The sequence below is a fragment of the Paenibacillus sp. 2003 genome (assembly GCF_031455635.1).
In the GTDB taxonomy this organism is placed as follows: domain Bacteria; phylum Bacillota; class Bacilli; order Paenibacillales; family Paenibacillaceae; genus Paenibacillus; species Paenibacillus amylolyticus_B.
On sequence record NZ_JAVDTB010000001.1, the window covers coordinates 275808 to 298929 of the forward strand.

Here is a 23122-nt window from a genome sequence, read left to right on the forward strand (position 1 = left end):
TTTTTTCACATGTAACCTGTGTTACGATATGTGGAGTACAGAAATACGATGTTGCCACCAGAACTTGCTTCTCTTGAACAAGTTGGGACGGATCGTTATATAATTTCTCTTCATGAGGGAGGCTTTTTTACGATGAGTACGGTAGACCGTATCTTAGATAAAGCCCTTCGGGGCGAACGTTTGGACTTGGAAGACACGATTCAGCTATTTGAATCCAATGAAGTGGACAAAATCGGGGCAGCTGCTAATGTCATTATGAAACGCATGCACCCTGAACCATACAGAACATTTGTAATTGGGCGTAACGTCAACTACACAAACGTGTGTGATGTGTACTGCCGTTTTTGTGCTTTCTACCGCAGACCTGGTTCAGATGAAGGTTATGTGCTTCCAGACGAAGTTATTTTCCAAAAGATTCAGGAAACGGAAGATGTGAATGGTACCGAGATTTTGATGCAAGGTGGAACGAATCCAAACTTGCCTTTCAGCTATTATACAGACCTGTTGAAAGCCATCAAAGAGCGTTTCCCAAACATCACGATGCACTCTTTCTCACCCGCTGAGATTATGAAAATGGTTGAAGTATCCGATGGCCTTACATTGGAAGAGGTTGTTCGTGCCATTCACGAAGCTGGACTGGATTCCTTGCCTGGCGGCGGCGCTGAAATTCTGGATGACCGCACACGTCGGAAAATCAGCCGCTTGAAAGGTTCATGGCGGGATTGGATGGACGTTATGCAAACTGCACACCGCATCGGTATGAACACCACGGCAACAATGGTTATCGGCCTTGGTGAATCGATGGAAGAGCGTGCATTGCACCTGCTCCGTGTACGTGAAGCTCAGGACGAATGTATTGCGAACAAGTATGACTCCGAAGGTTTCCTGGCGTTCATTCCTTGGACCTTCCAGCCAGACAATACCAACCTTAAGCTGGAGCGTCAGACTCCGGACGAGTACTTGAAGACTGTTGCCATCAGCCGACTGGTGCTTGATAATATCAAGAACATTCAATCCTCTTGGGTAACGATGGGTCCTGAGATCGGTAAGAAGTCGCTTGAATTTGGCTGTAATGACTTCGGTAGCACGATGATTGAAGAGAACGTTGTATCTGCTGCTGGTGCAACTTACAAAGTTAACATTGAATCCATTCTCCGTTTGATTCGGGAGTCCGGTTATATCCCGGCACAACGTAACACTCGATATGACATCGTGCGTATGTTCGATGAAGAGAATGCCGTACATGAAGATTTCGTAATGCAGAACTAATCCTGATTATTTAATACTACTCCTATAAATGCTGATCGTTAGATAAGTATTTATGAAGCCAAGCCCGCTGACTACTCCGTTTGGAGAGACGGCGGGCTTTTTGATTTCTTTCTGCGGTTCGAGGTCATCAAACAGTACATGTTACGCAATTGGCGATATTTTATATTGAAATTGAACTGTTACAATGAAAGGGAACTTGTGTAGTCAGACACGCTGGAAGGGGTTAAACCGATGAAGAGAAGAATACTTGGCAAGACGGAACTGGACGTACCTGTATTGAGCTTTGGAGCATCCTCACTCGGTTCTGTATTTCGTGACATTGACCGAGACGAAGGGATTCGCACTGTACATGCGGCCGTAGATGCGGGGATGAATTACATAGACGTTTCGCCTTACTACGGGCTGACAAAAGCGGAGACAGTGTTGGGTGAAGCCATCCGCAGCTTGCCGCGCAGTTCATATATGTTATCAACCAAAGCCGGACGGTATGGGGAAAATGAGTTTGATTTTTCACGTCAGCGAATTCTGAATAGTGTGCAAGAGAGCCTGGATCGACTGCATACAGACTATATCGACATTCTGTTCCTGCATGATATTGAATTTGTGCCAGCAGAGATTATTATCGAAGAAGCTTTTCCAACGTTGCTGCGTCTGAAAGAGCAGGGAGTTATACGACATGCGGGCATTTGTGGATTACCCTTACCGTTGTTCGAGAAGGTTCTGCCACAGATCGATGTGGATGCGATCATCTCGTATTGTCATTTTTCATTGAATGATACCTCATTATTATCGTTATTGCCCCTGTTGGAAAAAAAAGAGATTGGCCTCGTCAATGCTTCACCTCTTTCTATGGGCTTGTTGAGTACCCGAGGGGCTCCTGCCTGGCATCCGGCAGATGATCGTGTGAAACAGCTCTGCCTTAAGGCTGCCCGCTTCTGTGCAGAACAAGGCAGTGACATTGCCAAGCTGGCCGTGCAATTCTCTACGTCGAATGAACGAATTCCAACAACACTGGTGAGCAGTGCCAGCCAGCGCAATATCCTCAATAATGCAGTCTGGGTAGAGGAACCGATCGATCAGAGCTTGCTGGATGAAGTGCTGCGCATTCTGGCCCCATTGCATAACGAGACGTGGTCAAGCGGACGACCTGAATATAATACGAAGCCAAGCAACACGTCAGCAGAAGCATCCAAGGGGGAACAATGATGAGAGCCATTGTATGTGAAGAAATAGATCAATTGAAACTCCAGGACCTGCCTCAACCGGAACGAGCAGAAGGAGAGGCGTTGGTTGCCATTCGGCGGATTGGGATCTGTGGAACGGATCTGCATGCGTACAAAGGCAACCAACCTTTCTTTACCTATCCTCGTGTTCTGGGTCATGAACTGGCGGCTGTTATTGAAGAAATCGGTCCGAACGAGGCAGGATTAAAGTCTGGGGATCAGGTAAGTATTATTCCGTATCTGCACTGCGGGCACTGTATTGCATGTCGCAGTGGAAAAACCAATTGTTGTGCGTCCATGCAAGTCATGGGTGTGCACGTAGACGGAGGCATGAGAGAAAAAATCAGTGTTCCTGTCTCACATCTGCTCTCAGCAGAAGGTTTGACGCTGGATGAAACGGCAATGGTAGAACCATTAAGCATTGGAGCCCATGCCGTCAGAAGAGCAGGAATCAAGCCTGGTGAGCATGTGGTTGTGATTGGAGCTGGCCCCATTGGACTTGGCGTGATGGCATTTGCCAAACAGGCGGGGGCACGTGTTATTGCCGTTGATCGTAATCTGGACAGGCTGGAGCTTAGCCGGACTTGGGCTGGAGCGGATGACTTGGTTCAGGCTAATGAACATTCTGTACAACAAGTGGCTGAAATCACGGGAGGTGACTATGCTACGGCTGTCTTCGATGCAACCGGTAACGTGAATTCCATGAATGAGGCCATTCAATATGTTGCGCATAGTGGTCAACTCATTTTTGTTGGACTGGTGAAAGCAGATATTACCTTTCATGATCCTGAGTTTCACAAGCGGGAGATGAGCATCCTGGGCAGTCGAAACGCAACCCGTGAAGATTTTGAACAGGTCCTGTCAACCTTGCGTCAAAAGAAATTAAGTATGGATGGATATATCACACACCGCGTGGAATTTGATGAGTTACCTACTGCAATAGATCAATGGCTATTGCCAGATTCACATGTAGTCAAAGCCATCGTTGAACTATAATCACAAGTAAATCGGATAACAAAAAAACGCTCTCTGACCTTGGTGGACAATAGCATCCATCCATAGGGGAAGAGAGCGTTTTTTTATTTTTCCGGATTTGTCACAATACCCGCATGTGGATCAATGTGACGCACAATGGACTTCAACCAGATCATCTCCAGCACATGTACCTCATAATAAAGTGCACCTGGGATCTGCCTGATCCATCCTTCCGCCATCGCGAGTTGTGTTGAGTCAGAAGTGGCTTTCAGCGTTCCAGGTTCACGGCGCAGCCGTTTGCGTACTGCTTTTTCAACTTGAGAGCTTTGTGTGGTCAAAATGCACACTTTGCGTTTGGAAGAGAAGCCCCTGAAAGCAATGTACACCATTTCATAAGCAATAAGATAGGCGATTACGGAATACATCGCTTGGTCCCAGCCAAAGACAACACCAGCGGCTGTCAGTATCAACAAGTTAAGCAGCATGATTATTTTTTCGATAAGCATCCGTTTTCCGCTAAATACACGTTCAGGTGGGCGGGAAGACGGATCACCGATTTCCAGCGTATCCAGTGTCCCGCCATACCGCACGACGAGTCCAATTCCGAGTCCGAGGCATAATCCGCCAAACATGGCGGCAGCCAGCGGATGCTCTACAAGTGGCGGCATGGGATGAAGCACAATGGCACCGATCGAAAAGACAACCAGACCCAGAACAGTAACCAGTACAAATTTCTTCTGCACAATCTTGTAAGACAGAAATATAAACGGAACATTGAATAAAAATAGGAACAAACCAATCCTCATTTCGGTCCAGTGGGCGAAGAGTGAGGAAATGCCTGTAATGCCTCCAATAATAATCTTATTGGGGTGTAAGAACAATTCAAGTCCCACGGAGGCCAGAATTCCGCCCGCAATAACGAGAAACAGGTTTAACCAGCGGCGGGTAGACGATATCCTGGTCTTGGCGGTGTTTGGCACCGGATTAGCCGATATCAGAGGTGCTTTCATAGGTCATCCTCCTTAGTGCGGCTTTCGAGCCATTCTCCCTGGGTTAGTCACAGAAAGATCGGCGTAAGAGCCGCGAAGTACGTCAGTATGTCTGTTCTTTACAGACACAGGGAATTATCCTTCTTTCTGCAGAACCTTTGGTTCTTCTTTCTTTTTCCGAGGATCTTTGAACTTGAATATTTTATCCAATAAACGGAATACATGTTTGGACTCTTTGGTTAATAAAGGACCCAGAATGGCCAGAATTAGGACATACAGCGCGGCAAACGGTTGAATCATTGGCAACAGTCCCCCGGCTTTACCCATGTTGGCCAAGATGATGGAAAATTCACCCCGTGACACAATGGTTAATCCAATATTCGCCGATGCTTTGGGCGATAGTCCTGCACTACGCCCGGCCATCATACCCGCCAGGAAGTTACCGAACAATGTAATAACAACTGCAATCAGAGCTAACCATACGGCTTCGCCACCCAAGGACAACGGATCAATGGACAATCCAAAGCTGAAGAAGAAGATGGCTCCGAAGAAGTCACGGAACGGTAGAATCAAGTGCTCAATCCGTTTCGCGTGTTCTGTTTCAGCAAGCACCAGACCAACCAGTAATGCACCGATCGCTTCGGCAACATGAATGGTTTCAGAGAAACCAGCTACCAGGAACAAGGCTCCGAATACAACGAGAGAGAATAGCTCATTCGATCGAATTTTAAGCAATTTGTTTAGTAGCGGTGTTGCTTTGCGTCCAAGGATAATCACGATAAGCATGAATCCGAGGGCAATAAGTGCGGACATGATGACGCCTCCGATGGAGGATGAATCACTAAGCACAAGTCCCGACAAAATCGAGATATATACAGCGAGGAATACATCTTCGAACATAATAATCCCCAATATCATCTCTGTTTCCGGATTGGCCGTTCGTTTCAAATCCACGAGCACCTTGGCCACGATGGCACTGGAAGAGATGGTAGTTATACCTGCGATAATAAGTGCTTCTGCAACTGGGAAACCGGACATAAAACCGAATATTAATCCCAGCGTAAAGTTAATGCCGATGTAGATCGAGCCGCCTACTGCAATAGAGCGACCCGATTTAATTAAACGACCTACCGAGAATTCAAGTCCAAGGTAGAAAAGAAGGAACAGGATACCGATCCGACCCATAAATTCAATAAAAGGCTGACTCTCAATAAAGCGGAAGTCCAGATGCCAGATTTTCATGGCATGTGGCCCAACGGCCATCCCGATCAGAATATAAAACGGAACGACCGAAAATCTTAGTTTTGCCGATAAAAGGCCAGCTGCCGCAATGAGCACAAGGGCCAGACCTACTTCGAATATCAAATGATCCATCTATTTACCCCCTTCCAGTCAGGAGGAGGGATTTAAACAGTTTCTGCTGATTGCGTTCGCCAACGGCTACCACCGTGGATTCTGCACTGATAACTACCTCCGGACCTGGGCTGATATGTTTTTTGTGATTTTTCTCTACAACGGCGATAACCGTTGCCCCAGAGTTTTGACGTACGTCCAATTCACCGATGGATTTGCCGATACTCCCAAAGGATGGTTCGATTTTGTACCACTCGATAATCAGGTCGTCAAACGTTACTTCAATATTTTCAAGCTGCTTTGGTTTGTAAGTTAATCCGCCAACAATAGCAGCAATCTGTCGTGCTTCGTAATCGTCAAGTGTGATCATCGAGATGCTTTGATCGGGATCATCATACTCGAAGTGGTACATTTCCCGGCGACCGTCATCGTGAATAATAATGACAATTTTATCACCGCTGCTTGTTTCAATCTGAAATTTTTTGCCGATTCCCGGCAAGTCTGTTTCGCGTACATCCATGGATTGTTGCCTCCTTATAATTAGGGGCTGGCCACAGAAGACAGGCTTATTTCCCGAAAATTATTAATCTGCTGCTCAAAGGAACATCAAAAGATGCGGGTAAACAGAGCCAGAAATTCCTGACACAGCCATATGATTTGAATTTGTCGGTGTGGGTACAACAAAAATAGGTACTGTCATAAACATGGGTTTATCTAACGTGTGCTAAAAGGGTTATAAGTTATGCACAAGCACACCGTCTTTAAATACAGAGGTGTCTCCATGCAAAAGCAACCTGTAAATACGTCGTAACGGCTAGTGAAGAGCGTTCACGTATTTAGGTGCTATAGGGGTGAGGGATACATACATGCTGGTAAACTTAATAGGTAGCAGAAATAATCTGCGTTTAAACAGACAATACCACGGTTTAAAGGACAGACCCGTTGTAGGGATTCGCAGCATCAATAACAATGCGAGGACAAGAAAGACAGGCTTATTATGCGTAACCGCAATCAGCTTGGACATGACTTGTGGGTATTTGCGAATGACAGGTTTCTGCTGGGATTCGGGTATTTGCAACAGCACTTCCTTGTTGGAAGTTGCTTCTACAGACACCCCAACGGCAGATTCGGTCTGCATCGGAATAGGGAAGCACAAGGCTTGGAAAACGCACAAAATGATAATGATAGTGTAGTGGAGTATTCTAGGTTGTTGTCTCATTTTGGCTTCCCTCCTTTTCCGTGAAACATACTGTTATAAAAATAATAACACATTTTTGTCTTAACTCCAAACCTCTTCATAATATACTGAGAAATCATGACACGCTTTCCATCAATCCGCTTCGTATATCCCCATCGGCCTTGCCATATACTTTGAACAGGAAGGAAAGGAGTGATTCTTGTGGAACTGTTTGCTGTATGGACCGATGTATCGGGGCAAGAGGAAGCGGATCAATTTTATCGTTGTGTCAAGGAAAAAACCAAAGGTTTACATATAAGTAAAAGAGGATTCCGGCTCACCTTCAAACATAATGATGGAAGAGCAACCTGGGTATGCAGAGGGAATGAGAATCACGAAGACTTCCAGCAATGGCTTCCCCGGATCAGTGATCTGCTCTCCCTTGGACTCGCCGACTTCATTATGGAGACACAAGAACGGAGCATGGTAGAGGATATGATCGCGAAGGCGTGTTCTGTCATGGATGAGCATGAGGTGGAAAAGGTCAATCGAATCTGCATGCCACTTCTATTAAATGGTGATCTGGATCAGCCCGGACTTCGGGAACGCCGCCGTACTACGTTAGCCAGTGGCCTACGGCAGGACCTGGAGGATGTTCACTTTTTTCACCTTGAAGGCATTATCAATTTCCGTATACGGCCATATAAGCAGGAACTTCAGGAATTAGTGGAGTATGCGCTGGATGAATTTTGGATGGATCGGCAGTATGAAGAGTTTATGGGGCTGTTAAAATATTTTGTGTTTTTTCAAGAAGCCAAAGTACCTCTGGTTCATCTTGTACACAAGGGAATGCATGAATTTCAGGTCCTGGATGCTGGACTTAATCTGTTACCCGTGCAAAAGGATGAACAGGTTGTTGTGGAAATGCCGGGTCTGGAACTGGAGATGGATATCGAAGATATGATTGTAAGTACACTCATCTCGATCTCTCCTGAGAAGGTCATGCTCCATACACGCACCCCGGATCTGCCAATCATCTCGACCATATGCCAGATCTTTGAAGACAAAGTGCAAATATGTCATCATTGCCCGGAATGCGAAGTGCTGCGCTCAGGATTGTTGACAGGTCTTGACGCAAGTGATCTCGGCAATTATAATAACTGTTGATCCATGAATTTTTCATGTGAACCATTGAAACAAAAGCGTTGACAAAGACAACAACCACACGCAAGATCGGTGCAGAGAGAGGAACCTAGGCTGAAATTTCCTCCGGATATCACGTATGGTTTACCCCTTTGTAGCTGCAATTTTGAAAGTGGAGTTAGAATATCGCCTTTATTGGGGATTATCCGCGAGTAAGGATCTGCCGGGTCATGCCCGTTATCGTCATGCCAATGAGGGCTGTATTTCCGAATATGGATGAATCAGCTGAATTAGGGTGGAACCACGAGTATATATCACTCGTCCCTTTGCCGGGACGGGTGTTTTTTGCGTTCCTTTGCAAAATGACTGGAATAGCAATAGATAATCAGTCCATAAATATCTGGACACGAAGGTTACATTAACAGGAGGAATGAGACAAATGGCAGTGAACATTAAATTACCGGATGGTTCGGTACGTGAGTACGCGGATGGCAGCAGCATTGAGGACGTAGCCGCTTCAATTAGCAGCGGATTACGCAAAAATGCCGTAGCCGGCAAGCTGGATGGTATCGTGGTGGACTTGTCCACAACACTTCATGAGGGAGCATTGGTGGAGATCGTAACTCTGGATTCACCAGAAGGACTTGAAGTGATGCGTCATAGTACAGCTCACTTGATGGCTCAGGCAGTGAAACGTTTATATGGTAATAAAGAGGTACGCCTCGGTATCGGCCCTGTCATCGAAGATGGTTTCTACTATGATATGGACCTCGAACATGCCCTCAATCCTGAAGATCTGCAAAAGATCGAGAAGGAAATGGAACGTATTGTGAACGAGAACTTGCCAATTGTACGTAAGGAAGTTAGCCGCGAGGACGCGATCAAAACGTTCGAAGAAGTGGGCGATCCTTACAAACTTGAGTTGATTCGTGATTTGCCAGCAGACAGCGTGATCACGATTTATGAGCAAGGTGAATTCTTCGACTTGTGTCGTGGTCCTCACGTACCATCAACTAGCAAAATCAAAGTGTTCAAACTGATGAATGTCGCGGGTGCTTACTGGCGTGGAGATAGCAAAAACAAAATGCTTCAACGTATCTATGGTACGGCTTTTGTGAAAAAAGCACAGCTGGACGAGCATTTGCACTTCCTCGAAGAAGCTCGCAAACGGGATCACCGTAAGTTGGGTAAAGAGCTGGAAATGTTCACATTCTCCCAACTGGTCGGTCAAGGCCTTCCAATCTGGTTGCCTAACGGTGCGAAGTTGCGCCGTACTCTGGAGCGTTATATTGTGGATCTGGAAGAAAGCCTTGGATACCAACATGTATACACACCGGTTCTGGGTAACGTGGAATTGTACAAAACATCTGGACACTGGGAGCACTACCAGGAAGATATGTTCCCGAAAATGGTTATGGATAATGAGGAACTCGTTCTCCGTCCAATGAACTGTCCTCACCATATGATGGTGTACAAGTCCAGCATGCACAGCTACCGTGATTTGCCAATCCGTATTGCAGAGCTTGGTATGATGCACCGTTATGAAATGTCGGGGGCATTAACAGGTCTGCACCGTGTACGTGCAATGACACTGAATGACTCACACATTTTTGCACGCCCGGATCAGATCAAAGAAGAGTTCGCTCGTGTTATCGAGTTGATTCAAACCGTGTACAAGGATTTCGGTATCAACGAATACCGTTTCCGTCTGTCCTATCGCGATCCGAAGGATACCGAGAAATACTTCCAGAACGACGAGATGTGGGAGATGTCCCAACGCATGCTACGTGAAGTTGTGGAAGAGCTTGACCTTCCATTCTATGAAGCAGAAGGTGAAGCAGCGTTCTACGGTCCGAAACTGGATGTTCAGATCAAAACAGCCCTGGGCAAAGAAGAGACATTGTCTACGGTTCAACTGGACTTCCTGTTGCCTGAGCGCTTTGAACTTGAATATGTGGGAGATGACGGACAGAAACATCGTCCGGTCGTTATTCACCGCGGTGTAATTAGTACAATGGAACGTTTCACAGCATTCTTGCTGGAGAATTTTGCAGGAGCTTTCCCGCTGTGGTTGTCTCCGGTTCAGGCAAAAGTGATCCCGGTATCCGGAAACTTCGACGATTATGCGCGTGAAGTGGAAGCGAAACTGAAACGTGCGGGAATCTCTGCTGAAGCCGATCTGCGGAATGAGAAGCTTGGATATAAAATCCGTGAGGCACAACTTGAGAAAATGCCTTATATGTTTGTTGTTGGTGAGAATGAGCGCAATGCAGAAGCAGTATCTGTGCGTAAGCGTGGAGAAGGCGATCTGGGCATGAAACCGGTCGATGAGATTATCGCTCAATTGAAAGAAGAAATTGCTACACGTTTGGTATAAATGAACAAATGATGTATCAGATAACCAGTGCATAAGTTGCGCTGATCACTCTGAATAACGCCTGGATAACATGGGATTGACCTATGTTATTCAGGCGTTTTTTCGTAGTGTTTGCAGTAAAAAGTATAGATTAATTGCTTTTTGGAAAACCTTTGCAGTGAGGGGGAGGTTATACAATGAAAAAGCAATTCTCAATTCAAAAGAAACATATACGGGGTTTATTGGTTGGCTGTGCGATGTTCGCCGGGATGATGATTAACCTGAATCAGGCGGATGCCTATACATTTGAAGAGGAAAGTACAGTACTGCATGTCGAGAATCAGAGCAGCAGCAGTGAAGGTCCGATTATTGAAACTTCGAGCATGTCTGATCAAGAATTTCCAGAACAGGTCAGCCATCAATACAGCGATGAAGCCCAGCTGACGACCATGGTGTATATGGCTTTATTGTGGTCACCACAACCAATGGTCATTCCAAGACCTGAACTTCCAGAAAAACAAGTGGCAGATCCGTCTATGCCGGTGCTTGCTCCGCGTTCAGAACAAATTCTGGGTACACAAAAGGTTACAGCAACGGGATATACGGCCGGTGTGGAGTCTACAGGAAAAGGACCCAAACATCCTCAATACGGAATTACGTATTCCGGTGTCAAAGTACGTCGTGATAAAGAAACAGTTTCCACGATTGCAGCTGATCCGAAGTTGTTCCCAATGGGTTCCATTCTGTATATTCCGGGCTATGGATACGGAATTGTTGCAGATACCGGTTCAGCGATCAAAGGTAATAAAATCGATCTGTATTTCCCGACAACCAAGCAAGTGTACAAAGAGTGGGGCAAAAAGGATGTGGAGGTACAGGTGATCAGGCAAGGCGCTGGAAAGTGTACAGAAAAGATGCTCAGCGAGTTGGCTGATGCGATCGATGTGTACAAATCTGTACCGGATTCCTGGCTGGACAAGGCCATTTAATTTCACATGTGAACATGAATAACAGAAGTGCTCTCTCCACATAATATTGACTGGGGACGAACCCCGCGGTGCAGCAATGCATCGTAAATATGAAGAGAGAGGTGATTCGTTGTGGCTAAGAAATCACAAGGGTACCAAACGCCGAACGAGAAGTACAATGCAGAGTTTGGAGAAGAGAATGCAGCAGCTAAAGTGAAGCAATCCGCTCAAAACAAAGTTCAAGATAATTTCCAAACACCTGATGAAAAATTCAATGCCGAGTTCGGTGTAGAAAACACAGGCCAAACTGGCCAAGCGCAAGGCAAAGCAGGAAAATTCAAAAAATAATTGAAGATTCATTAATCTAATGATGATTCAGCACCCTGGAGCAGCAGCTCCGGGGTGTTTTACATATGCGAAGTTTTTTACATTAATATCCTCCCATCTCAGTCTCGAGACCGAGATGAATTCCATCTGCCGCCGCTGTTCTCATTGTCTTGTCTGAGTTACACTGGATACATAATACAGACAAAGGAGACATGAGCGATGAAACGATCGACGCGTGACCGCTGGTGGGTTGGCATACCTCTTATTGCTATTGGTGCGATGATCTTGTTCAGACAATTGGGATATGACATTGATGTAGGATATATTTTCAGAACATATTGGCCGTTATTTCTAATCTGGTGGGGGGCCAAAGGAATCTCCGAGATTCGTCGCAACGGGGGTTACGCCTTTATTGGACCCGTAATTGTACTGGCGATCGGTGGTTACTTTCTTGCCCGTAACCTGGGATGGATTGATTACTCCATGGGGGAGTTCATTCGTTATCTGATCCCGGTTATGCTGATTGGCGGAGGATTGTTTGTACTGATTGGACCACGACGTCGTGATCGGAAACATCATGACAAGATGCAGCCACCTCCCGCACCTGAGCAACCTTATAAACCATTAGCTCCGGAGGATCTGGAGATGCCGTCGTCGTTTGACGAACAGTTCGAGAAAACATTTGGCAAACCAAAACAGGAACAGAAGAACGATGCACATGGCCCTCATTTCACAGGGTCAACGGATTCATCATCACAAGGGCATCAATATAAGAAGAAACATCAATCGTTTAACTCTAACGATACCGGATATGGAGAACATTATGGTGATGGCTACGGAAATGGTTATGGGGATTATGGCAGTGGCAATACCATTAACAAATCGGCGTTCATCGGTGATCTGTACATGGGGCAGGAAGTATTCTCTTTAAAACCAATGAACATCTCGGCTTTTATCGGAGATACCGTAATTGATTTGACCAAGGCACAGATTCCATATGGGGAGACGAAGATTGTCATTTCTTCATTTATTGGGGATGTGAAAGTATTTGTACCAGAAGATATGGATCTGGGTGTGACAGTGACGACAAATTCCTTCATTGGAGATATGTCACTGTTGAACCAGAAACGCGGCGGATTCCTGAGTAGTGCCCAGGCTGAAACTGCCCATTACCATGAAGCAAGCAAAAAGGTACGGATTATTGTAAGTGTGTTTATCGGAGACGTCAAAGTGAATAAGGTGGGTTAACGCATGATTCGAACAATTCTCAAAGCTAATAAATGGGAACTGATGATGTATTTTGCGCTAACTGGTCTGATTACGCTGGGCGGATTCTATCTATTGTATGGAGAGGTGTTGATGGGGGCTGGTCGTCAGCGGGCATGGACCTATGTGGCCGTTGTTGTGCTGGCCACCGTTATCACCGGATATATCGCTGCATTACGACTTCAGCGCAAGATCGACCTGCTTGATCTCAACATGTTGAAAGTGTCCAAGGGTAATCTGGCGGTGCGCATGCCTGAAGCGGATGACGCTTCGTTTGGTCGTGTCTATCAGGAGTTCAATGTCATGATGGATTCGATTGAGAAAAAGATGAGACTGCTTCAGCGTCTCGGTGAACAGGAAGTCATTGAGAAGGAGCAAGCCTCGGAGCAGGCTGTGCTTGAAGAGCGCAAACGAATGGCAAGGGACCTCCATGACACTGTTAGCCAGCAGCTGTTTGCCATGCATATGTCGGCTTCGTCTTTACCTCGTCTGCTGGAGATGAATCCGGAACATGGTGGTAAAGTACTGGACCAGTTAATCCAGATGTCACATATTGCACAGCGTCAGATGCGAGGACTGATTGCTCAGCTTCGACCGGTGGAGCTGGAAGGGCGTGACCTCACCGCAGCACTGGATAGCTGGTTTCCTGATTACTGCAGGCAGAATGGTCTTAAAGGTGTGAAAGAGCTGGAACTGGATGGCGGAATCTCGGATGCCATTGAGCACCAGCTGTTTCTTGTTATTCAGGAGGCAGTTGCCAATGTCGTGAAGCATGCAGAGGCAGGGGTGGTCAGTCTATCCATACGGGAAAGTGAACATCAGATTAGCATGAGCATCAGCGATGATGGTCAGGGATTTTTGCAGCAAGCGGAGCGTCCGGGTTCATACGGGTTATCTACCATGCGTGAACGGGCGGAGAAGCTTGGGGGGCAAGTTCAGATTATATCGAAACCGGGAGCGGGAACGACGGTGCGGGTATTGATCCCGAAATTCCCGAACGTTCCTGAGTGAACCAGAGGGGGAGACGGAATGAGTGGTAAAGTAAACGTGATGATTGTGGATGACCATGATATGGTGCGCATGGGGTTGAAAACATATCTGATGCTGGAACCGACTTTTCATGTGATGGGAGAAGCGGGCCACGGGCAGGATGCGCTTGATCAGTTACGTAAGTTAAATGATAGTGAAATGCCGGACCTGATCCTGATGGATCTGATGATGCCGATAATGAATGGCGCTGAAGCAACAAAAGCCATCATGACTGAATTTCCAGGGATGAAAATTGTAATGCTCACCAGTTTCCTGGAGGATGATCTGGTTGTGCAAGCGATTGAAGCGGGTGCGGTAAGTTATGTACTGAAGACAGTCTCTGCTGAAGAACTGATCTATGCTCTTCAAGGGGCCTATAGAGGCATGCCTGTTATGACAGGTGATGTGTCGCAGGCGTTAACCCGGGGAATCAGACAACGTACAGCTAGAGAGAGTGAATCAGGTCTGACTGAACGGGAGAAGGAAGTGCTGCTGCTTATTGCAGAGGGAAAGACCAACAAAGATATCGGAGAAGAATTACATATCAGTATCAAAACCGTCAAAACACATGTGAGCAACCTGCTGATGAAATGTGAGATGGACGATCGTACACAATTGGCCATCTATGCGCATCGTCAGGGTTGGGTGAAAACGAAAGGGTAAAATGCTGTCATGACGGGGAAAAGAGTCTATTCTTACGTGCTTTTATCTCCTTTTTAATTGTTTTTAAGGTACGGTTAAGGTTTAAAGTACAAAATAAGGACAGTTAAAGAATATCTCTTGGGAATAAGAGATTGGGAGGTAGAGAGGCATGGACGAACGCAACTATAGATCGAACCGTCAAGACGAGGAAAACGAAACCAAACAAACGGAGAACCGCAATTCTTCCGGAACGGACGAATCCTCCTATTATTATTCTTATGGACCTTTTCAGTCCGTGAATCAGGAAGATACAGCAAATCACATGGGAAGCAATAATCAGCGTGAAGAAGGAAATGTAGAGATTACAAAACCTGATCCGGTGAGACCCGTACCTACTTACTATAATAGTGAATCATATGAACAAGCGAAAAGATCATCAGGGGGCGGTGGAAACAGCTCAGGTAACGGTGGAGATCAAGGGAATGGCGGCAAAGGCAACTGGAACTATAATAACCGCAAACCGCGTTCTTCCGTAAGATCACTTCTATTTTCCTTCATTGCCGGTATGCTGGTCATCACCGTTCTCATGTACACAGCTGACAGAACAAACATGTTCACACCGGAGACGGCACTTACGAACACGGACAATCAAAGTTCAGGACAGGAAGCATCAACAAACACAGGCGGAGGCAACAATGTGACAGCGTCGTTACTGCCAACAGGCAAAGAAGATGTTTCTTCCGTAGTGACGAGTACAAGTCCAGCAGTCGTCAAAATCGAAACACTCGCGAAGCAGTCCTCACGTACAGGATTGGGTCAGGGTGGATCAAACACAAGTGATCCGCTTTACCAATACTTCTTTGGTAATGGGGGCGGAACGGAAGGCAATCAAGGCCAAAGCCAGCAACCACAAAGTAGTAATCAGCTTGTACCTATGGGCATTGGTTCCGGGTTCGTTTTTGACAAAGAAGGATATATCCTGACGAATCAACACGTTGTTCAGGGTGCAGACGTAATCCAGGTAACCTTGGAGAATAACAGTAAACCTTATGAAGCTAAACTGCTGGGAAGCAGCTTTGATCTGGATTTGGCTGTATTGAAAATTGAGAAAAACAGTGGTGACGATGCGTTCCCTGTAGCTCCACTGGGTGATTCCAACAGTACTCAAGTCGGTGAATGGCTTGTAGCTATTGGTAACCCGGAAGGATTTGAACACACCGTTACAGCAGGTGTACTGAGTGCCAAAGAACGTACAATCAGCATTCCAGATGAAGAAACAGGAAAAACACGTGAGTACAGCCATTTGCTGCAAACCGATGCTTCGATTAATCCGGGTAACTCCGGTGGTCCGTTGCTTAACCTGAATGGGGAAGTTATCGGAATGAACGTTGCAGTAAGCGCAGATGCACAGGGAATTGGTTTTGCAATCCCATCGAGCGTCATCTCTGAAGCCGTTAAATATCTCAAAGAGAACAAAGAAGTTCCCAAAGAGCCAGTACCATTTATCGGTGCGTCTCTGATGGCTCTTACGCCTGAAGTTGCTAAACAAATGGGAACAGATGTTACCGAAGGTTCAGTTGTAGCCAGCACGATCTTCCAATCACCGGCTTACCAAGCAGATCTTCGTGCATATGACATCATCACAGGTGCAAACGGTACGCCGTACGCCACAAGTCAGGATCTGATTGATTTTATCAAGAAACAGGAAATCGGCAGTGAAGTTACACTGAACGTGGTTCGTGACGGTAAGAAAATGGATCTGAAAATCAAAATCGGCAACAAAAATGATTTTGATACTTCACAAACCACAGATATACAACAGCAGCAACCATAATATCAGGTAAGGATTGACGTAACGGAAGGGATTGAAGGCCCTTCCGTTTTTTTTGCCCTGATTGAGTAAGGTTACAATGGACCAGTACGGATTGGAGACCGCCTACTTGAAGATGCAGATTGTGCTTCTGCCTGTTACAATGGGATAAAACGTTAGGATAAAGGAGAAAGACCATGCGCTCAACTATTTTGATTGTGGATGATGACGAAAAAATTGTATCCATGCTCCGCCGGGGGCTGGCTTTTGAAGGATATGAGGTACAGACGGCTTCCAATGGAGCCGAAGGCCTCAGCAAACTGATGGACAAAGAGCCGGACATCGTTGTGCTGGATGTGATGATGCCGCAGATTGACGGATTTGAGGTATGTCGCAGATTGAGAGAAGCAGGCAGCAAAGTGCCTGTGCTAATGCTGACGGCCAAGGATGAAGTACAGAGCCGGGTGACCGGACTGGACACAGGAGCCGATGACTATCTTGTAAAACCTTTTGCGCTGGAAGAATTATTGGCACGTGTCCGCGCATTGCTGCGCCGCAAGTCTGATAGTGGGGGTACGCCGGACAACCGCTTAATGTATGAAGATATCATTTTGGACAATGACTCACGTGAAGTTTTGCGAGATGGGCAGCGTCTGGAGCTGACTGCCAAAGAATTCGAACTGTTGAATCTGTTCATGCAAAATCCAAGACGGGTCCTATCTCGCGATCTGATTATGGATAAAATCTGGGGTTATGATTACAGCGGTGAGTCTAACGTGCTTGAAGTGTACATTGCCATGCTCAGACAGAAGACCGAAGAATACGGTGGCAAGCGTCTAATTCAGACCATCCGGGGAGCCGGCTATATCTTGAGAGGTGACTCCTGATATGTCCATCCGGTTAAGACTAACCGCATGGTATTCTGGCATTTTGGCGGCTGTTCTTATCTTTTGGGGCGTTGTAATCTATGCCTTTGTGTATTTTAACTCCTATCAGGAAGTCGAACAGCAATTGAAGGTGAAGAGTACCCGGATTACGGAGCAGATTGGTGTTAATCCTCTTTCACAGTCGTTGGATCTGGACCCATTTACAGAGAGTCAGCTTCAGGAGGCACAAATCTATATTCAACTCTGGGATTATCAGAGTCGCTCAGGCAGGATTTCGGGTAATATGGAGAAATTGCAGATTCAGTTTCCGGTATTAAAAGCCAATGAGATACTTAAAAAGCGAGGCATTTCCAAGATCTATGTGGATGGAACGCCGTTTTTGGTGAATCAGCTCCCCCTTTCACTTCAGGGAACCAATGAAGTACGTGGAATTCTTCAGGTTGGTGCGAATGTAAGTTCACAAGAGCGCTTGCTGGAAGCGTTGCTTAATATTTTAGTTTTTGGCTGGCTGGTAGCGATGGCTTTGGCTATAACCTCAGGCCTTGTTCTGGCCCGCAAGTCGATGCGTCCGCTCGTGAATGTCATTGATGCTGCGAATCAGATCCAATCGGGGGATGACTTAAGTGTACGAATTCAATATGCGGGGCCTAAGGATGAGATTGGGCGTCTGATTGAAACGGTGAATAATATGCTTGAACGTACAGAATTGTCATTCCGCGGTTTGGAGGAGACAAATGCTGCCCAGCGTCGCTTTGTATCCGATGCATCGCATGAACTGCGTACACCGCTGACCACCATTCGCGGGAACGTAGACTTCCTGAAGAAGCTGTGGGATCAAGAGGGTACCGACCGACCGAATCTGGATGAGGAGACCGTCAAACAAATGTCGCTGGAAGCCATTGAAGACATGGCGGACGAGGGAAAACGTATGAGCAGGCTGATCAGCGACATGTTATCGCTGGCGAGAGCGGATACGGGTCAGAAAATTGAACTGAATCCGATCCCGCTGCAGATTCTCGTACAGGAAGTGGCACGCAGAGCACAATTTCTGGATCGTCAGGCAGACTGGCTTCAAGGAAATCTTTCCATCCTTAACGGCATTTATGTGAACGGTAGCAAGGACTATCTGCAACAGATGTTATTTATTTTCATCGAAAATGCGTTTAAATACACACCTGAAGGCTCTGTGACGCTGGATGCCGTATTATACAAGGGCCAGGTGGGACTACGCATCAGCGACACCGGTATTGGGATGGATCGGGACGAAGTGCCGTTCATCTTTGATCGCTTCTATCGGGCAGATGAATCCCGCGGGGCTACACCGGGCATAGGTCTGGGACTTTCGATTGCGAAGTGGATTATTGAAGAACATCACGGATCGGTTGAGGTTGTGACCAGACGTGGAGAAGGAACCACCTTTATTATCTGGTTGCCGGTTGTCTTTGCTCCGCCTATCGAATAAAGGTATAATAGACAGGACTGCAATTACATCGGCAACGTTGCCGAGAAAGAAAGCGGGTGGCAACCAAGTGGAAGTACTACGAATTTCGCCGCGGGGATATTGTTACGGCGTTGTGGATGCGATGGTGCTCGCGCGTCAAGCGGCACGCAATCTGGATTTACCACGACCTATTTATATATTGGGTATGATTGTGCATAACCAACATGTGACGGATTCCTTTGAAGATGAAGGTATTATTACATTGGATGGTCCGAACCGGATGGATATTTTGAGCCAAGTGGAGAGTGGCACGATTATTTTCACAGCTCATGGTGTATCTCCTGAAGTGCGCAAGTTGGCACGGGAAAAAGGATTGACAACAGTGGATGCAACATGCCCTGATGTCACCAAGACCCATGATCTCATTCGGGAGAAGACGGCAGAAGGTTATCAGATCATCTATATCGGCAAAAAGAATCACCCTGAACCAGAAGGTGCCGTTGGCGTTGCACCAGATCTCGTTCATCTGATCGAGAAGGAAGAAGAGATCGAAGAACTGAACGTACCTCCAGGCAAAATCCTTATTACGAATCAGACAACGATGAGTCAGTGGGATATCAAACACATTATGAGCCGTCTGTTGGAGAAGTTTCCGGGCGCAGAGATTCATAATGAGATTTGCCTCGCAACTCAGGTTCGTCAGGAAGCTGTTGCGGAACAGGCAGGTCAAGCGGACCTGGTTATCGTGGTGGGTGATCCTCGCAGCAATAACTCTAACCGTCTGGCACAAGTGTCGGAGGAGATTGCGGGTGTTACGGCCTACCGTGTATCCGATGTTTCCGAGATTCAGCAAGAATGGCTGAAAGGTGTAAATAAGGTGGCGGTTACTTCGGGTGCATCAACACCAACCCCGATTACGAAGGAAGTCATTCTTTACCTGGAGCAGTATGAACATGACAAGCCGGAGACGTGGGAGATCAAACGTACCGTGAACATGAGCAAACTACTGCCTCCAGTTAGAGAAAAAACACGTACACCTTAGGGCACAGCTTATGTAAAAGTAAGTCTAAGTGTATGTGAATTGCAAACGAGACGTGAATGAGAAGAATCCTGTTACACAGATCCGAATGTCGGAGCCTGTAGAGCAGGGTTCTTTTTGTATATGGATAAGGAATGTGTACCTTGACGCAATAAGAGAACTGTGGTATATTTACTTTAACGGATAAAAGCTTAAAAGCGAACAAGCGTTTAAGCGCGACAGAGTTTTTTGTGTTTAATCAGACGCACGTTAAGAAATGATTGTGCTCTCATACAAGGAAGGATGGGAATTAATATGATCGTTATTGCAGGCAAGGCTACGCCGGAGGAACAGATTCAGGATATCGTTGCAGTTATTGAAAAAGAAGGGCTTCAGGTGCATATCTCTCGCGGAGAGGATCGTACTATCATTGGTTTGATTGGTAAAGTTGAACCTAAAATGCAAGAGCATCTTCGCCAAATGAAAGGTGTCGAGAATGTCGTTAAAATCTCGAAGTCCTACAAGTTGGCAAGCCGCGACTTCCATCCGGAAGATACGGTGATCTCCATCAAAGGTGTAGATATCGGCGGAAAAGAACTTGTTGTTATGGGCGGGCCATGTGCAGTTGAATCCGCTGCACAGATTGATGAGATTGCCGGGCTTGTGAAAGCTGCTGGTGGGCAAGTGTTACGTGGAGGGGCATTTAAGCCTCGTACGGGTCCTTACAGTTTCCAAGGAACGGGCGTAGAGGGATTGATCATGATGGCGGAAGCAGGCAAGAAACATGATCTGCTGACCATTACAGAAGTCATGACACCTGAGTATGTGGATATTTGCGCCGAGTACGCAGATATTCTGCAAGTAGGTACACGTAACATGCAGAACTTTGACCTGCTCCGCAAGTTGGGTGAGTGTGGCAAACCGGTATTGTTGAAACGTGGCTTCAGTGCAACATACGATGAGTTGTTGAATGCGGCTGAATACATTCTTGCGGGTGGTAATCCAAATGTCATGCTGTGTGAACGTGGTATTCGTACGTTTGAATCTTACACACGTAATACGCTTGACCTGTCAGCGATCCCTGTTCTGCAGTCTCTGAGCCATTTGCCGGTTATTTCTGACCCGAGCCATGGTACTGGACGACGTGAACTGGTGGAGCCGATGACAAAAGCTTCCGTTGCTGCGGGTGCCAATGGCCTGATCATTGAAATGCATACCGATCCGGATAACTCCATGACAGGAGATGGTGTGCAATCCTTGTTCCCTGATCAATTCGCGAACCTGTTGCAGGATCTGGAGAAATTGGCACCAATCGTGGGTAAATCATTCAGTACAGCCAAACAACCGGCAGAATTTTTCCCGGCACGTGTAGGCGTGTAATAAGAATTTCATAGTCAAGGTCTGGATCATTATCCGGGCATCTCATCTGGTCTCGTTTATTGCGACGGAATCAGATAGATGCTCGGTTTTTTGCATATTTTGCAGTTTTGAACGTATTTATTAATCAATAGTGATAAGAAACATTTATGATGTGAAGTTTTTTCCATGATTTAGGATAAAAAAAGGGTCGCTTTACCGCATTAAACCAGTTAAATGTATATCAAATATGTTGTTATGTGAATTTATGTTATTTATAAAATGTGAGTATAGCTAACATACTCGCAAAAAATACCTTACATAAGTATTGACGATGTCAGGTTTTAAAATTTATAATGACGACAGAAAAAAATTCGAATTTAGACATTTTCTTAGTGGGGTTGTTTAATGTTCGGAATATTTGGGAGGACGAATACATGTCGGTTGAAAACGTATTGAAATCAATTCAAGAGAACAACATCGAGTGGGTAGATTTTCGTTTTGTAGATTTAGCTGGTCGTGCACATCACATCTCGTTGCCAGCTTCGGCTGTTGATGCAGACACATTCGTAAATGGAGTAGCTTTTGACGGTTCTTCTATCCAAGGTTTCCGCGGAATTGAAGAGTCCGATATGGTTATGATGCCAGACCCTGAAGCGACTTATGTCGATCCGTTCACTGCACACCCTACATTGAATGTTATGTGTGATATCTTCACTCCGGATGGCGAGCGTTATGAGCGTGACCCACGCAGCATCGCTGTTAAAGCAGAAGCTTATTTGCAAGAGAGCGGTGTAGGTACAGCGGCATTCTTCGCACCTGAATCCGAGTTCTTCATCTTCGACGATGTACGTTATGAGAGCGGTACGAACAGCTCTTCTTACTATGTAGATTCCGAAGAAGCTTCATGGAACACGAACCGCAAAGAAGAAGGCGGAAACTTGGGCTTCAAAGTTCGCACTAAAGGTGGATATGTTCCAGTAGCGCCAGTGGATACACAACAAGATATTCGTAGCGAAATGTGTCGCCTATTGGAAGAAGCAGGCCTGTCGATTGAGCGTCATCACCATGAAGTGGCGACAGCGGGTCAAGCTGAAATCAACTTCCGTTTTGATACACTGAAGAAAACAGCAGATAACCTGCTTGCATACAAATACATCGTGCACAACACTGCACGTCAATATGGTAAAGTAGCAACATTCATGCCAAAACCATTGTTCGGTGATAATGGTAGCGGAATGCACGTTCACCAATCCATCTTTGATGGCGATTCCCCATTGTTCTATGACAAAGCGGGATATGCTAACCTAAGTGAGATGGCACTGCACTACATCGGAGGTATCTTGTACCATGCTCCGGCACTGATCGCTTTGACTAACCCTAGTACAAACTCATTCAAACGTCTTGTACCTGGTTACGAAGCACCAGTTAACCTGGTTTACTCCAAAGGTAACCGTTCCGCAGCAGTTCGTATTCCGGTTGCAGCTGTGACACCAAAAGGTTGTCGTATCGAGTTCCGTACACCAGACTCCACAGCTAACCCATACTTGGCATTCTCCGCAATGTTGATGGCTGGTCTGGATGGAATCAAACGCAAAATCAACCCAACTGAGCTTGGATATGGTCCGCTCGATAAAAACATCTATGACCTGTCTGATGCAGATAAAGAAAACATCCGCAGTGTGCCAGCTTCCCTCGAAGAAGCACTTGATGCATTGGCAGCTGATAACGAGTTCTTGACTGAAGGCGGCGTATTCACAAAAGAATTCATTGAAAACTACATCAACCTCAAACGTGATGAAGCGAAAGCAGTAGCGATCCGCATTCATCCGCACGAGTACAGCCTCTACTTCGACTGCTAATCGGTCGGGGTCGGAACAGTTCTTGTTCCAA

Annotated in this window: 20 protein-coding genes; 16 read left to right on the plus strand and 4 right to left on the minus strand. The window is 46.2% G+C overall.

Going from position 1 to position 23122, the window contains the following annotated elements; genetic code table 11:
- Positions 1-132: 132 nt before the first annotated feature.
- The 3 genes from mqnC (at position 133) to J2X75_RS01480 (ending at position 3488) form a co-directional block, all read left to right on the plus strand.
- The gene (gene mqnC, locus J2X75_RS01470) at positions 133-1269 is read left to right on the plus strand and encodes a cyclic dehypoxanthinyl futalosine synthase (RefSeq protein ID WP_310333892.1); all 1137 of its coding nucleotides are present in this window, start codon (positions 133-135) and stop codon (positions 1267-1269) included.
- 231 nt (positions 1270-1500) lie between these two features.
- Positions 1501-2475, plus strand: a complete 975-nt coding sequence (locus J2X75_RS01475) for an aldo/keto reductase (protein WP_310333893.1) — start codon at positions 1501-1503, stop codon at positions 2473-2475.
- Complete coding sequence (locus J2X75_RS01480) at positions 2475-3488, plus strand: zinc-binding alcohol dehydrogenase family protein (protein ID WP_310336615.1); 1014 nt, start codon at positions 2475-2477, stop codon at positions 3486-3488. Before J2X75_RS01475 ends, J2X75_RS01480 begins: the two co-directional genes overlap by 1 nt.
- Before the next feature lie 83 nt (positions 3489-3571).
- On the opposite strand, the gene J2X75_RS01485 is transcribed toward J2X75_RS01480, so the two are convergent.
- The 4 genes from J2X75_RS01485 to J2X75_RS01500 form a co-directional block, all read right to left on the minus strand.
- On the minus strand, positions 3572-4477 hold the full coding sequence (locus J2X75_RS01485; protein ID WP_310333894.1) for a YitT family protein: 906 nt from the start codon (positions 4475-4477) through the stop codon (positions 3572-3574).
- 114 nt (positions 4478-4591) lie between these two features.
- Complete coding sequence (locus tag J2X75_RS01490) at positions 4592-5830, minus strand: cation:proton antiporter (protein WP_076289901.1); 1239 nt, start codon at positions 5828-5830, stop codon at positions 4592-4594.
- Positions 5831-5834: 4 nt separating this feature from the next.
- Complete coding sequence (locus J2X75_RS01495; protein WP_036610059.1) at positions 5835-6329, minus strand: cation:proton antiporter regulatory subunit; 495 nt, start codon at positions 6327-6329, stop codon at positions 5835-5837.
- Between the two features lie 294 nt (positions 6330-6623).
- A complete protein-coding gene (locus J2X75_RS01500) occupies positions 6624-7028 on the minus strand; it encodes a hypothetical protein (protein ID WP_150364804.1) in 405 nt (134 codons plus the stop codon).
- Between the two features lie 180 nt (positions 7029-7208).
- Between J2X75_RS01500 and J2X75_RS01505 the strand changes: the two genes are divergently transcribed.
- The 13 genes from J2X75_RS01505 (at position 7209) to glnA (ending at position 23091) form a co-directional block, all read left to right on the plus strand.
- Positions 7209-8153, plus strand: a complete 945-nt coding sequence (locus J2X75_RS01505; protein ID WP_124113713.1) for a putative sporulation protein YtxC — start codon at positions 7209-7211, stop codon at positions 8151-8153.
- 415 nt (positions 8154-8568) lie between these two features.
- Positions 8569-10506 (plus strand): threonine--tRNA ligase, encoded by a 1938-nt coding sequence (gene thrS, locus J2X75_RS01510; protein ID WP_221822992.1) that lies wholly within the window; start codon positions 8569-8571, stop codon positions 10504-10506.
- 428 nt (positions 10507-10934) lie between these two features.
- The gene (locus J2X75_RS01515) at positions 10935-11474 is read left to right on the plus strand and encodes a 3D domain-containing protein (protein WP_081595013.1); all 540 of its coding nucleotides are present in this window, start codon (positions 10935-10937) and stop codon (positions 11472-11474) included.
- A 111-nt stretch (positions 11475-11585) separates the two neighbouring features.
- Complete coding sequence (locus J2X75_RS01520; RefSeq protein WP_124113715.1) at positions 11586-11801, plus strand: hypothetical protein; 216 nt, start codon at positions 11586-11588, stop codon at positions 11799-11801.
- Positions 11802-11999: 198 nt separating this feature from the next.
- Entirely contained in the window at positions 12000-13028 is a 1029-nt protein-coding gene (gene liaF, locus J2X75_RS01525; RefSeq protein WP_310333900.1) for a cell wall-active antibiotics response protein LiaF, read from the plus strand.
- 3 nt (positions 13029-13031) lie between these two features.
- Positions 13032-14057, plus strand: a complete 1026-nt coding sequence (locus tag J2X75_RS01530) for a HAMP domain-containing sensor histidine kinase (RefSeq protein WP_091014695.1) — start codon at positions 13032-13034, stop codon at positions 14055-14057.
- Between the two features lie 18 nt (positions 14058-14075).
- On the plus strand, positions 14076-14738 hold the full coding sequence (locus J2X75_RS01535) for a response regulator (RefSeq protein ID WP_091014686.1): 663 nt from the start codon (positions 14076-14078) through the stop codon (positions 14736-14738).
- Positions 14739-14886: 148 nt separating this feature from the next.
- The gene (locus tag J2X75_RS01540; protein ID WP_310333903.1) at positions 14887-16551 is read left to right on the plus strand and encodes a S1C family serine protease; all 1665 of its coding nucleotides are present in this window, start codon (positions 14887-14889) and stop codon (positions 16549-16551) included.
- Between the two features lie 173 nt (positions 16552-16724).
- On the plus strand, positions 16725-17414 hold the full coding sequence (locus J2X75_RS01545; protein WP_091014684.1) for a response regulator transcription factor: 690 nt from the start codon (positions 16725-16727) through the stop codon (positions 17412-17414).
- 1 nt (position 17415) lies between these two features.
- A complete protein-coding gene (locus tag J2X75_RS01550) occupies positions 17416-18876 on the plus strand; it encodes a sensor histidine kinase (protein ID WP_310333908.1) in 1461 nt (486 codons plus the stop codon).
- A gap of 67 nt (positions 18877-18943) precedes the next feature.
- On the plus strand, positions 18944-19897 hold the full coding sequence (locus tag J2X75_RS01555; RefSeq protein WP_310333909.1) for a 4-hydroxy-3-methylbut-2-enyl diphosphate reductase: 954 nt from the start codon (positions 18944-18946) through the stop codon (positions 19895-19897).
- A gap of 291 nt (positions 19898-20188) precedes the next feature.
- Positions 20189-21253 (plus strand): 3-deoxy-7-phosphoheptulonate synthase, encoded by a 1065-nt coding sequence (aroF, locus tag J2X75_RS01560; protein ID WP_036610039.1) that lies wholly within the window; start codon positions 20189-20191, stop codon positions 21251-21253.
- A gap of 413 nt (positions 21254-21666) precedes the next feature.
- Positions 21667-23091, plus strand: a complete 1425-nt coding sequence (glnA, locus tag J2X75_RS01565; protein ID WP_074094318.1) for a type I glutamate--ammonia ligase — start codon at positions 21667-21669, stop codon at positions 23089-23091.
- Positions 23092-23122 lie beyond the last annotated feature (31 nt).